This window comes from Arthrobacter sp. P1_B11 (assembly GCF_056406715.1).
On the sequence record NZ_JBFTZQ010000040.1, the window covers coordinates 18,606 to 31,002 of the forward strand.

Sequence of the window (12,397 nt, forward strand, 5' to 3'; positions counted from 1 at the left end):
GACAGTTTGCCTCAAACTACGCCGTCACAATAGCAGCCCGCCTGCCTTGATCACCGAAATCACGTTCCCTGCCGGGTCCTTGAACCAAGCAATCTCCGGACCCTCGCCTCGGGCGATGCCCTTTTCGTCGGTGGGCAGATCGGGGTCGTCGTAGATCTTGGTCCGGACACCGGCGGCGTTGAGCTCGTCTACCGCTGCATCGACGTCGTCCACCACCAGGTTCAGCACCGTGAAGGTGGCGGCCTCGTGGTTGTCCTTGGGATAGACAAAGACCTTGTGCCCCTCGGGCATCGTGAGCTCCAGGGTGCCCATTCCGCCGTCGGCAACGGTCAGGCCGAGTTTCGCTCCGTAGAACTCCTTGGCCTGCGCCACGTCATTGACGCTGAAGCTGGAAAACGAACCCTTTGGCGTAAACATGGTCTTCTCCTTTGACGGCACCGGGACTTGCGGTACCTCCCAGAATGGCACACGCCGCAGTGCCTGACGAGAACCACCAGGCCGTGCTGGAAGGCCGGCAGAAGGTCACTCCCCGACTTCCGGAGCGGCACTGATAGGGTCTGCCCATGGATGAAAAACTGGGGAAGTTCATCGATGATTTTGCACAGCTGGTGCAGCTTGCGCAGTCCGGCCAGCACCGGGTGCGGGCCGGGACACAACTGCTGACCACACTCACGGAACATTTGGCGGTTCCCGCGGAAACGCTGTCTGTGGTGGTGGAGGAGATCCCCCCGCACCGGTTCGTAGATGCTGACATCCTGATGGCAGAACTTGCCGCCGAGGACGGGGACTTCCGGCTGGTGGGCATCGGCGGCGGGGACCAGCGGCACCACCAGTCCTTGAGCGACATGCTGCAACAGTCCCAGTTCTTCCCGCAGTTCCCGCTCTCGCAGCCGGATTACGCGAACCTCGCGGTTGGACCCGACGAGCAGCGGCAGGCCGTTGCCCTTGGCCTGTGGCTGTTCAGCTATGCGGGCAGTCCGGTGGCCGTCCTGCAGCGGGACGCCAACCCGCGGTACGGGCGGCAGACGGCCTCCCTCGAAGTCGTGGCAGGTGACACCGGGAGCGCCGCCGCGTTCCTGGCCGAGTTCCGCCGCCGGATGCAGTTCCGCAGCGTGCTGAAGGGCCAGATCATTTCACTGATCATGGGCGAGTACGGTCCGAGCGCCGCGGGCGTCACCTTCCACGCCAGACCTGCCCTGGCAGCCTCCGAGGTCATATTGCCTGAGGGATTGTTGCAGAAGGTGTCCGACCACGCACTTGGCATCGCCGAACACCGGGCGTCACTCAGCGAATACGGGCAGCACCTGAAGCGGGGCATCCTCCTGTACGGCAAGCCAGGAACGGGCAAGACCCATACTGTGCGGTATCTGCTGAGCCAGAGTGAGGGGTCCACGGCCATCCTGCTGTCCGGCGGATCGCTGGCCAGAATCTCCGAAGCCGCAGCCATGGCCCGGGCGCTGCAGCCTTCCATCGTAGTTCTTGAAGACTGCGACCTGATCGCCGAAGACCGAAGCTTCGGCCACGGACCGCAGCCGCTGCTGTTCGAGGTGTTGGATGCCATGGACGGACTGGACAACGATGCCGACGTGGCGTTTGTCCTCACCACCAACCGCGTGGACATGCTGGAACGTGCCTTGGCTCAGCGTCCCGGCCGGGTGGATCTGGCCGTTGAAATTCCGCTCCCGGCCCTGGAAGAGCGCGTCGACCTCGTGAACCTGTACGCCCGGGGGATTCCGTTCAGTCCCGGCGCCATCCAGGATGCGGCGGCCAGCACCGAAGGGACCACCGCCTCCTTTGCCCGGGAGCTGGTCCGCCGGGCTGTGGTGGCGGCCGCAATCGAGGGGGTTCCTGTAGCTGACGGTCACCTCGGGACGGCGGTGGACGGGCTGATGGCCGACGGCCAGGCCCTCACCCGGAGCCTCCTGGGCAGCGGCCCGGTCGACGCCGACGGCTTCGGCGCGCCCGGCTTCGGCGGATTCAGCAGCGGGCCGGGGCCCACCTAATGCATCACCGAGGGCGGGCCGAAGAGAAAATCCTTGGCATGGGCCACGGCTTTCTTGAAGGCGTCATTCCTCAAGGCCACGAGGTGTTCGGAGCCGTCCAGCCCGGGCTCCAGGTAGCCTGTGAAACCGGGACGAAGCACCCAGATATCCCCCGCCGGAGGCAGGTAGAAGACTCCGAACGAGCGGTGCTGGCGGTCATCGTCCGTCCAGATGGGCACTACGGCCACGGCAGCACCGGTGGCGGGATGGATCCACTGCGCGCGTGGAAGAGGCTCCTCATGGGCCTCCGGGTCCAGGAAGGGTGCAGTTCCTTTTCCCCAGCGCTCCTCAAACCGCTCATAAAAGGCAGGAATCAGGTGGGAGTCGTATCGGCGCCAGTCGCTCATCGTCTTCGTTCTCCTCGGGGGTCGATGCGGATAGGGGCCCAGGGTCCGCTTTCCCATCGGACAGGCGTTGCCCACAGCGGCGGGTCCTCGTGGCGAATCAGGCGGACGGGAATGTCCTGTGGCCGGTCCGGTGTCTTGTCCCGTGCCGGCCGGCCGCCATGGGCCGCTGCAGCCGTGTTTGCTTCGCAAATAGCTTCGCGGTCATAGGCCTGGCGGCGCTTTGGATCTCGCAAGACCTCGAAGGCCTGCATAATCAGTTGCAGTTCAGCGGGCGCGCCAGCGGGGTTGTCCAAATCCGGGTGGTGCGTTCGCATGAGTGACCTGAAGGCGCGCAAGATATCGCGCTGGGTCGCTGTGCGGGGCACGTGCAAGACGGCGTAGTGATCGGCGAAGTTGCTGGCCATTGTCTGTCCTGCTCAGGGTCGGTTCGCGAGACATCCTTCGGCGGCCGCTGCTGCAAGTGGCTCGGGGGCGGTCTCGGGCCTCAACCCGGAGAACCGCCCCGTCAGCAGCAACACCATCGGGACCGGACAGCCGGTCCCGCCTGGGGACTAGGTTTCGATCTGGTGCAGCTCACCCTTGCTTTCAATTTCAATCCTGCGGGGCTTTGCCTGCTCCGCAACCGGAATTCGGAGCGTCAGCACACCGGCGTCGTAATGGGCCTTGATGTTTTCCGTGTCCAGGGTGTCTCCGAGGATCAACTGGCGGCTGAAAACTCCGCGAGGCCGCTCGGCAACCACCAGCTCCACGTTGGGCTGGGTGGGGTCCAGGCGTTCCGCCCTGACAGTAAGTACATTCCGCTCCACATTCAGGTCGACCTTGTCCGGCAAGACGCCGGGAAGATCAAAGGCGACAACAAACTCTCCATCTTCCTGCCACGCGTCCATAGGCATGGCCGCGGGGCGTGCAGCCGTTCCGAAGACCTGCTGGGTAAGCCGGTCCAGCTCACGGAACGGGTCGGTACGGATGAGCATCATTTCCCACTCCTTCAGCATCTGGATGATTCATGTCGACCCGCCACTATCTATGGTGGTGGATACAGATTTTTTATAGCACCGGTGGCAAACTGGTGCAAGAGGCAAACCGAAGAAACGTCAACCAAGGGATAGCACCATGACAGGTCAGGCCGGCGACCGAAGGCTCTACGCCATTTCAGTCGTGGCGGGCCTGCTCGGCACCGGCCAACAAAACATCCGGCTGTACGAGCGCCGCGGATTACTGACGCCCGAGCGAACTTCCGGCGGGACCCGACAGTACAGCGAATCGGACCTGGCGGTCCTGCGCCGCATCGGGGAGCTTCTGGATGAAGGTCTCAACCTGGCAGGTGTGGCAAGAGTGCTGGAACTCGAGGTCGATAACGCCAGGCTCCGCCGGGAGTTGCAACGCGCACGCTCCCGCAACACGCGTCAACCTGAGGGCGCCTGAGCATACCTTCGGCACCCAGCCCGCGGCGGCGGAGGGCCTCTCGCTCAGATCTGTCCGCCGGCAAGCAGGAAGGACTCTTCCAGCAACTCGGCGAGTTCGCCGCCGTCGAGCTTTGCCAGCCGCACGAGGACCAACTGTGGCGACCGCTCGTGGTGCGGCGTCCAGAAATAAGTTTCGGGTTGTGTTCCGACGAGCGCCTCGCGCTCTGAAGTCTTGACCGTCAGCACGCCCTCGTCCCAGATCCGGGCCATGAGGGTTTTGGCGAACCATGCAGGCCGGTTCCAGCTGGAGCGTTCAGTGACTCCCGGGAGCGAGAGGCAGGTCCGGCGGACGTCAGCTTCAGTTGCCATGGCCCCGGGCTATTCCGAGGGGGAATCGGCTTTGGACAGCTCCCCAGTGACGGATTCCCCCGGTATCCGGGCGGTCCGCCACGTGTCCACCGCGATCACGGCCCCCATCACCACGAGTGACAGGGATATGGAGGCGACGGCGTCACTCACCCAGTGGTAGCCCAGGTACAGCCTGCTGACCGATGCCAGAATCACGCCAATAATGGCCACGACGAACCCCACAACGGCGGTCTTGGGATTCTTGCGCCGGGAGAAGACCAGGAACGTGCCGACCAGGAGGAAATCCGAGGCACCCAGCACATGGCCGGACGGAAAGGAGAAGGTGTGGTCTGCACCAAAAAGCATGAGATCCACCGGGGGCCGGTCACGCCCCACGGCATGGCCGATGAGCTGTGCGAGCCCGACTCCGGTGAGCATGGCGGCCGCCAGAAGGATGGGCCGCCAGGCATGCTTGGCCAGGATCCCCCAGGCGACGGTGACCACCAGGACAATGATCGGCAGCCCCACGGGCCCAAAGATGACCGCCAGAATGATCATGACAACAGTCAGTACATCCGAGCGGGTGGTCAGCAGCCATCTCCGGGCAGCTTCATCCGAACTCGCCATGCCGTTGTGCTGGAGAACCCCGGCGAGCGTCACGAAGAAAATCGCTGCGCCCACCACAGCGAGGACAACCGCAACGACATAGAGCCCTTTCCGTGCACCGGCGTCCATGTAGCGTTCTTCGACCACGAATTTGTCGTGGAACACCCGCCACCATCCCGCCTTGCCCGCCGATTCTTCTGCCACGTGGAAGCCTGCCTGTGCGTCGATCGATTGAAATGGTTTCTGTGATGAAGATTATCCCGTTTCCCGCTCCCGGGGCGCGGGCGCCAGGGGTGGGCTGCCCCTTACCAGGCAAAGCGGCCCCTGTTACCGTGAATTACCCAGCCCCCACGAGGTTCCAGGAGACGACATGAGCACTGAAGAAACCGGCACCGGCCAGGCCGATCAGACCACCGGGTCGCAGAATCAATCCTGGGGCGAGGCTCCCGGCTCCGGGAACGGCGCCGGCCTCGGAACAGGCGAAGCCAACACCTTCGAGCCGGAAGAAGGAACCGATGCCCGGGACGGTTCGGCCGCCGGAGAGCCCACCGTGGCCACGGCCGAGGACACTCCGGACGTGGACGACACCCCGGTGGACACGACCGAGCCAAGTTGACCGCAACTTCGTGTCATCCCATCGAGGGGTGAGATCTCGGCGCCCAGGTTCGCCCAAAACGCCGAGATCCCACCCCTCGTTTGCTTCCGGCTGCTGTCCGGGAGCTCTGTCGCGGAAGACACGCCCGGTGGATAATGGACACACACTGGAGTGGCGACGCAGCTACGGAGGATGCCATGAAGATCATCGGAACGCTAGTGATCCTCTGGCTCATCATCGGAGCCTTCGCCGCATTCCAACGCGGCTATTTCAGCGGTTCCCCGGACTCATGTGCTGAGGCGGGCACTGTGGCTGTGACCATCGCGGCCGGGCCGCTGAATTACATGGGCGCCAACCCCAAGATCGCCTGCGAGGTCCCGCAGCCTTCGAAGTAGCCCGCCGGCCCGTCAGCGTTCACGGGGGATTCACGCGCGCGTCCGCACGTGTCAAAACAGGGTGGCTACGTTCGGTCCATGGACATTTCGCGCAGAACGCTCATCACCACCGGCCTGGGTGCCGGCCTCGTCATCGCGCTCCCCGGCACCGCCGTCGCGGACCAGCGGAATTCCGAAGCAGGCCTCCGCGCCGACCCCTTCACCTTGGGCGTGGCCTCCGGCGACCCGTGGCCTGACGGTTTCGTTATCTGGACGCGCCTCGCCCTCAGCCCACTGGCCGAGGACGGGATGGGCGGCATGCCGTCGCACAATGTCGCTGTGGCCTGGGAAGTGGCCGAGGACCCTGCCATGCGGAAAGTCATCCGACGCGGTGTGGAGAGCGCTGCGCCGGCGAGTGCCCACTCCGTGCACGCCGAGCTGCGCGGCCTGAAGCCGGGCCGTGAATACTTCTACCGGTTCCGGACCGGACGCCATGTCAGCCCTGTCGGCCGGACCCTGACGAGTCCTGCGTGGAACGAGACTCCGGCAGCCCTGGCCATGTCCTTTGCCAGCTGCGCCCAGTACGAGCACGGCTTTTTCACCGCCTACCGGCGACTTGCCGACGATCAGCCGGACCTGGTCCTTCACCTCGGTGACTACCAGTACGAATACAAGAAAGGCTCCTATGTGGTGGGCGGCGGCAACGTCCGCGACCACGAGGGCCCCGAGACGGTGACGCTGGAGAACTACCGCCAGCGCCACGCGCAGTACAAGGCCGACGCCGACCTCCAGGCGGCGCACGCGGCCGCCCCTTGGCTGGTGGTGTGGGATGACCACGAGGTGGACAACAACTGGGCCGACGAGGTCCCGGAGAACACCGATCCAGCCCAGCTCAACGACACTGCGGCCAACTTCCGCAAACGACGGGCAGCGGCCTTTCAGGCGTACTACGAAAACATGCCCATGCGTGCGCCGGCCGTCCCCGCAGGCGCTGACATGAAGATCTACCGAACGGTGCAGTGGGGACAGCTGGCCAACTTCCACATGATGGATACGCGCCAATACCGGGATGACCAGCTGGCGGGTGACGGCTGGCGAGCGAATGTCCAGGAGCGCCTCGACGAGGACCGCAGCATCACCGGCCAGGATCAGGAGCAGTGGCTGCTGGACGGCTTCCGGAAGTCCCGGGCGCGCTGGGATGTCCTGGGCCAGCAGGTGTTCTTCGCAGAGCGCGACCGCAACAAAGCGCCGGAAATCGACGACGTGTCCATGGACGGGTGGGACGGTTATGCCGCCTCCCGCCGCCGCATCACACAGGGCTGGGTGGACGCGAAGGTGCGCAACGCCGTCGTGCTTACCGGTGACGTCCACCGCCACTGGGCCAACGACGTCAAGGTGAACTACCAGGACCCGGACGCGCCCGTGGTGGGGTCGGAGCTGGTGTGCACGTCGATCACGTCCACCGGCAACGGAACAGGCTCTGTCTCGGATCCGACCATGGCCTGGAACCAGCATCTGAAGTTTTACAACGACCAGCGCGGTTACGTCCGGACCACCATCACGAAGGACTCCATGAAGGCCGATTTCCGTGTGCTCGATTACGTGAGCGTGCCCGGCTCCCCGGTCAGAACCAGGGCGTCCTTCCGGATCGACGACGGCGTGCCGGGACTGCAGCCCCGCGGCTAGACCAAACGGGTGCAGGGCGGAACGCACCCTGCACCCGTGCAACCTTGCCGGCCCCGGCTCCTCGGGCGGCGGGGGAGCCCGCGCCCACGCGATTATATGTGATTTGACCCACACGAATGAGTGAGATATTCTCAACATTGTTAGCGCTCACAAGAGCGCGGCGACAGCTTCATAAAATTGCTAGGTTCGCAGCACCTGACCGAACTTACAACAAAAAGCCTTCTGGTGCGTGGCCGCAGGACCGCGCACCAGCTGACCGGACCCAACTGCCGGTCCCGTCGGAGGGCGCAGATGCCTTCCGACTCAGCACTAATTCGCGGCACGAGTCAGCCGCGGAAGGAGAACAACGTGCGTATCAAGAAACTCCTGGGCGCCTTCGCCGTCGTCCTGGCCGTCACGGTCGGTGCGACGGGCTGCGGCAGCCGGCCCGGAACCGCCGCTCCCGCCGCCAGCACTGATGCGGCGGGGTCCCTGGTGGGCATTTCGATGCCGACCCAGACCTCGGAGCGGTGGATCAATGACGGCAAGAATGTCAGCGATTCCCTGGCCAAGCTCGGTTACAAGACTGACCTTCAGTACGCAAACGACGACATCCCGACGCAGGTTTCGCAGATTGAGAACATGCTGACCAAGGGTGCTAAGTCGCTGATCATCGCTGCCATTGACGGCACCACGCTGACCGATGTCCTGGCCAAGGCCAAGGAACAGAACGTCAAGGTCATCGCCTATGACCGGCTGATCAACGGCTCGCCGAACGTGGACTACTACACCACCTTCGACAACTACGAGGTCGGTGTCCAGCAGGCCACGTCGCTGCTCACGGGCCTGGGCCTGGTGGATGCTTCCGGCAAGAAGGTGGCCGGCAAGGGTCCGTTCAACGTGGAGCTGTTCGCCGGCAGCCCGGATGACAACAACGCCAACTTCTTCTGGACCGGCGCGATGGACACCCTGAAGCCGTTCCTGGATGCCGGTACCCTCAAGGTGCCCAGCGGCCAGACCAAGTTCGAGCAGGCCGCGATCCTGCGCTGGCAGGCTGCGACGGCCCAGAAGCGCATGGAGGACATCCTCACGGCCGCGTACGGTTCGGGCAAGAAGCTCGACGGCGTGCTGTCGCCCTATGACGGCCTGTCGATCGGCATCATCTCGGCACTGACCAGCACTGGCGGCTACTCCAAGGGCGCCCTGCCGGTCGTGACCGGCCAGGACGCGGAGAAGGGCTCGGTCAAGTCCATCGTCGCCGGGGAGCAGTACTCCACGATTTTCAAGGACACCCGCAAGCTCGGTGAACAGGCCGTGAAGATGGTCGACGCCGTCCTCAAGGGCCAGGAAGCCGAAACCAACGACACCAAGACCTACAACAACAAGGTCAAGGTGGTCCCGGCCTACCTGCTCAAGTCCGTGATTGTCACCAAGGACAACTACAAGCAGGAACTTATCGACTCCGGTTACTACACGGACGCTGACATCAAGTAGCCACCGTGCCGGGTGCGGCCTGACTTTGGCCAGGCCGCACCCGAACGGGGCCCCGCATCCGCAGGAGTCCGGCTCTCGAACAGTCAGCAGGAATTGACCATGAACGTACCCATTCTTCAAATGCGGGGAATCACCAAGACCTTCCCCGGCGTGAAAGCCCTCCAGGACGTCACCCTGAACGTGAACCGCGGCGAGGTCCACGCGATCTGCGGTGAAAACGGGGCCGGCAAATCGACCCTCATGAAGGTGCTCTCCGGCGTCTATCCGCACAACACCTTCGACGGCGACATCCTCTTCGAAAACGAGCCGTGCGACTTTTCCACCATCAGCGACAGCGAAAAGCGCGGGATCGTCATCATCCACCAGGAACTGGCCCTCAGCCCGTACCTGTCCATTGCCGAGAACATCTTCCTCGGAAACGAAATCGCCTCCCGGGGGTGGGTGGACTGGCGCCAGACCAACCTGGAAGCGGCGAAGCTCCTGGCCCGCGTCGGGCTCAGCGAAAACCCCGTGACCCCGATCCAGCACATCAGCGTCGGAAAGCAGCAGCTCGTGGAGATCGCCAAGGCGCTGTCCAAGGAAGTGAAGCTGCTGATCCTGGACGAGCCCACGGCGGCGCTGAACGACGAGGACTCGGGGCACCTGCTGGACCTCATCCTGCATCTGAAGGGCCAGGGCGTCACCAGCATCATCATCAGCCACAAGCTCAACGAGATCCGCAAGGTCGCCGACGCCGTCAGCATCATCCGCGACGGCAAGACGATCGAGACTCTGCGCCTGGACCAGGGACAGATCACCCAAGAACGGATCATCCGAGGCATGGTGGGCCGCGACCTGGAAAGCCTCTACCCGGAGCGCACGCCGACGATCGGCGAGGAAGTCCTCCGGATCGAGGACTGGACGGTCCAGCACCCGCAGGACCACAGCCGCACCGTGGTCCACAACGCCAGCCTGAACGTCCGCAAGGGTGAAGTCGTCGGCCTGGCCGGGCTCATGGGCGCCGGACGGACTGAACTGGCCATGAGCGTTTTCGGGCGTACCTATGGCCGGGCCACCTCCGGCCGGGTATTCAAGTATGGCGAGGAGATCAACACCTCCACCGTGTCTGACGCAATCCGGCACGGCATCGCCTATGCCACGGAGGACCGCAAGCACTACGGCCTGAACCTCATCGAGGACATCAAGCGCAACATCTCGATGGCGGCGCTGGGCAAGCTCGCCAAGAAGGGCTGGGTGGACAGGAACGAAGAGACCGTCGTTGCCAACCGGTACCGGAAGAGCATGAACATCAAGGCGCCCTCGGTGGCTGCCATCACCGGAAAACTCTCCGGCGGCAACCAGCAGAAAGTCGTGCTGAGCAAATGGATGTTCTCCGACCCCGATGTGCTGATCCTCGATGAGCCGACACGGGGCATCGATGTGGGCGCCAAGTTCGAGATCTATTCGATCATCGCCGGACTCGCCGCCGAAGGGAAAGCCGTCATCGTGATCTCCTCCGAACTCCCCGAACTCCTGGGCATCTGCGACAGGATCTACACGCTGTCCGCCGGGCACATCACGGGCGAAGTCCCGATTGCCGAAGCATCCCAGGAAACACTCATGCACTACATGACCCAAGAGAAGGAATAACGACCATGTCCGCCCTCCGAGAATCCATGGGCTTCCTGGCAAGCCGCCTCCGCCAGGTCGGCATCTTCGTCGCCCTGATCCTGATCGTCCTGCTGTTCCAGGTCCTGACCAACGGCATCCTGCTCGAGCCGCAAAACGTCACCAACCTCGTGGTCCAGAACAGCTACATCCTGATTCTGGCCATCGGCATGGTGATGGTCATCATCGCGGGCCACATCGACCTCTCCGTCGGCTCCATCGCGGGCTTCATCGGCGCCGTCGCCGGCGTGATGATCGTCCACTGGGGCTGGGCCTGGTGGGCCGCGATCCCGGCCTGCCTGCTCGTCGGCGCCCTTGTGGGGGCCTGGCAGGGATACTGGATCGCCTACGTGGGCATACCGGCCTTCATCGTCACCCTGGCCGGCATGCTCATCTTCCGCGGCCTGACCCTGATCACGCTCAAGAACCAGCAGATCACCCCGTTCCCGGCCGAGCTCCGCGCCTTGGGCGGAGGCTTCCTCCCGGACATCTCAGGCGGCACCTCAGTACTGGAGTGGCTGACAGTCATCCTCGGTGTCGGAGCCACAGCCGCTCTGCTGATTCAGTCCATCAAGGAGCGCCGCGTCCGCCGGAAGTTCAACCTCGAAAACGAACCCATGGCCTGGTTCGCCATCAAGACAGTCTTCATCGCGCTCCTGATGCTCACCATCACGTTCCTGCTCGCGAGCTACCGCGGCACCCCGATCGTGCTGATCGTCCTGGCCGTCCTCGTCATCGTCTATTCCGCGCTCATGAGCAACAGCATCTTCGGCCGCCACACCTACGCCATCGGCGGCAACCTCCACGCCGCCGAGCTCTCGGGCATCAAGACCAAGGCCGTCACCTTCCGGCTCTTCGTGAACATGGGAGTGCTCGCCGCCCTGGCGGGCCTCGTATTCACGGCTCGGCTGAACTCCGCCCAGCCGGCCGGCGGCACCGGCTTCGAACTGGACTCCATCGCTGCGGCCTTCATCGGCGGGGCCGCCGTCCAGGGCGGAATCGGCACCGTGGCCGGAGCAATGGTCGGCGGCCTCATCATGGGCGTGCTTAACAACGGCATGTCCATCCTGGGCCTGGGCACCGACTACCAGCAACTGATCAAGGGCCTGGTGCTGCTGCTTGCCGTCGGCTTCGACATCTTCAACAAGAACCGCAGCGCCGGCGGCGGATCCACCCTCGGCAAGCGTTTCAAATGGAAGACAACCCCGCCCGCCGGTGTCGAGGAGACCAAGCCAGCGGGCAAGACACCAGTCTCTGTGGCTGCCGTGGCTCACCCGGCAAGCGCTGCTGAGAAGCCCTGAACCCCACGGCACCGTCGGATGGCGTGCTGCCGGGACGGACAGGAAGGAAACCATGGCCGAGGCAGACAACGACTGGACCCTGCTGGTGGGCCGCACGGTCGAACTGCGGCGCGGCGGCCAGCACGTCCGCACCGCCGAGGTGGAAGACGTCACGTGGGATTCCTCGGTCATGTGGCTGCGTTTTGACGGCAACCACGGCCGGCAGCTGATCAGCAAGGCCGATGGCTACGAGGTCCGGCCGATTGCCTGACCTCGTTGCCTGACACTACTGCTTGACATCATTGCCTGAGCCGCAGGCGGCACGCCGCCTGCGGCTCAGGTCGTCACCAGTGGTGCCTCACCAGTCATGGACGGTGCCGTCGACCAGGCGGTTGTAGGGCAGGTAGGCCTGCTGGTACGGGTAGGTGGCCGCGGCTTCCTCGTTGAATTCGACGCCGATGCCGGGCTTGTCGCCCGGGTGCAGGTACCCGTCGGTGAACGTCATGGACTGCTCGAACACGGTGTTGGTGGCGTCCGAGTGCTGCATGTACTCCTGGATGCCGTAGTTGTGGATGGCAAGGCCCACGTGCAGC

16 protein-coding genes are annotated in these 12,397 nt (G+C 64.1%); 9 read left to right on the plus strand and 7 right to left on the minus strand.

Features of this window, described 5'->3' with window-relative positions:
• Positions 1–24 precede the first annotated feature (24 nt).
• A complete protein-coding gene (locus AC1D14_RS21185; RefSeq protein ID WP_230120919.1) occupies positions 25–417 on the minus strand; it encodes a VOC family protein in 393 nt (130 codons plus the stop codon).
• Between the two features lie 146 nt (positions 418–563).
• On the opposite strand from AC1D14_RS21185, the gene AC1D14_RS21190 reads away from it, so the two are divergent.
• Positions 564–2,003, plus strand: a complete 1,440-nt coding sequence (locus AC1D14_RS21190; protein WP_476882469.1) for an AAA family ATPase — start codon at positions 564–566, stop codon at positions 2,001–2,003.
• Here AC1D14_RS21190 and AC1D14_RS21195 read toward each other — a convergent pair.
• From AC1D14_RS21195 to AC1D14_RS21205, 3 genes are all read right to left on the minus strand, one after another.
• Complete coding sequence (locus AC1D14_RS21195; protein WP_476877318.1) at positions 2,000–2,389, minus strand: hypothetical protein; 390 nt, start codon at positions 2,387–2,389, stop codon at positions 2,000–2,002. The genes AC1D14_RS21190 and AC1D14_RS21195 overlap by 4 nt on opposite strands.
• Positions 2,386–2,793: a J domain-containing protein gene (locus AC1D14_RS21200; RefSeq protein WP_476969137.1), complete on the minus strand. Its 408-nt coding sequence runs from the start codon at positions 2,791–2,793 to the stop codon at positions 2,386–2,388. Before AC1D14_RS21200 ends, AC1D14_RS21195 begins: the two co-directional genes overlap by 4 nt.
• A 147-nt stretch (positions 2,794–2,940) precedes the next feature.
• A complete protein-coding gene (locus AC1D14_RS21205) occupies positions 2,941–3,363 on the minus strand; it encodes an Hsp20/alpha crystallin family protein (RefSeq protein WP_476877341.1) in 423 nt (140 codons plus the stop codon).
• Between the two features lie 139 nt (positions 3,364–3,502).
• Between AC1D14_RS21205 and AC1D14_RS21210 the strand changes: the two genes are divergently transcribed.
• Entirely contained in the window at positions 3,503–3,814 is a 312-nt protein-coding gene (locus AC1D14_RS21210) for a MerR family transcriptional regulator (RefSeq protein WP_230120931.1), read from the plus strand.
• A gap of 44 nt (positions 3,815–3,858) precedes the next feature.
• Here AC1D14_RS21210 and AC1D14_RS21215 read toward each other — a convergent pair whose 3' ends face one another.
• Together AC1D14_RS21215 and AC1D14_RS21220 are read right to left on the minus strand one after the other, a co-directional pair.
• Positions 3,859–4,164, minus strand: coding sequence for an MmcQ/YjbR family DNA-binding protein (locus AC1D14_RS21215; protein WP_230120933.1), 306 nt, complete (start codon positions 4,162–4,164; stop codon positions 3,859–3,861).
• A 9-nt stretch (positions 4,165–4,173) separates the two neighbouring features.
• A complete protein-coding gene (locus tag AC1D14_RS21220) occupies positions 4,174–4,953 on the minus strand; it encodes a phosphatase PAP2 family protein (protein ID WP_230120935.1) in 780 nt (259 codons plus the stop codon).
• Positions 4,954–5,119: 166 nt separating this feature from the next.
• Here AC1D14_RS21220 and AC1D14_RS21225 point away from each other — a divergent pair, with 166 nt between their 5' ends.
• From AC1D14_RS21225 to AC1D14_RS21255, 7 genes are all read left to right on the plus strand, one after another.
• The gene (locus tag AC1D14_RS21225) at positions 5,120–5,365 is read left to right on the plus strand and encodes a hypothetical protein (RefSeq protein WP_230120937.1); all 246 of its coding nucleotides are present in this window, start codon (positions 5,120–5,122) and stop codon (positions 5,363–5,365) included.
• 176 nt (positions 5,366–5,541) lie between these two features.
• Positions 5,542–5,739 (plus strand): hypothetical protein, encoded by a 198-nt coding sequence (locus AC1D14_RS21230; RefSeq protein ID WP_476877317.1) that lies wholly within the window; start codon positions 5,542–5,544, stop codon positions 5,737–5,739.
• Between the two features lie 78 nt (positions 5,740–5,817).
• On the plus strand, positions 5,818–7,404 hold the full coding sequence (locus tag AC1D14_RS21235) for an alkaline phosphatase D family protein (protein WP_230120940.1): 1,587 nt from the start codon (positions 5,818–5,820) through the stop codon (positions 7,402–7,404).
• Between the two features lie 348 nt (positions 7,405–7,752).
• A complete protein-coding gene (gene chvE, locus AC1D14_RS21240; RefSeq protein WP_354962224.1) occupies positions 7,753–8,877 on the plus strand; it encodes a multiple monosaccharide ABC transporter substrate-binding protein in 1,125 nt (374 codons plus the stop codon).
• 99 nt (positions 8,878–8,976) lie between these two features.
• A complete protein-coding gene (gene mmsA / locus AC1D14_RS21245; RefSeq protein ID WP_476882471.1) occupies positions 8,977–10,506 on the plus strand; it encodes a multiple monosaccharide ABC transporter ATP-binding protein in 1,530 nt (509 codons plus the stop codon).
• A gap of 5 nt (positions 10,507–10,511) precedes the next feature.
• A complete protein-coding gene (mmsB, locus tag AC1D14_RS21250) occupies positions 10,512–11,825 on the plus strand; it encodes a multiple monosaccharide ABC transporter permease (protein WP_230120946.1) in 1,314 nt (437 codons plus the stop codon).
• Between the two features lie 52 nt (positions 11,826–11,877).
• On the plus strand, positions 11,878–12,075 hold the full coding sequence (locus tag AC1D14_RS21255) for a hypothetical protein (protein WP_230120948.1): 198 nt from the start codon (positions 11,878–11,880) through the stop codon (positions 12,073–12,075).
• An 87-nt stretch (positions 12,076–12,162) separates the two neighbouring features.
• On the opposite strand, the gene AC1D14_RS21260 is transcribed toward AC1D14_RS21255, so the two are convergent.
• Positions 12,163–12,397, minus strand: a 235-nt coding sequence (locus AC1D14_RS21260) for an enolase C-terminal domain-like protein (RefSeq protein WP_476969138.1), incomplete at its 5' end; no start/stop codon positions are given.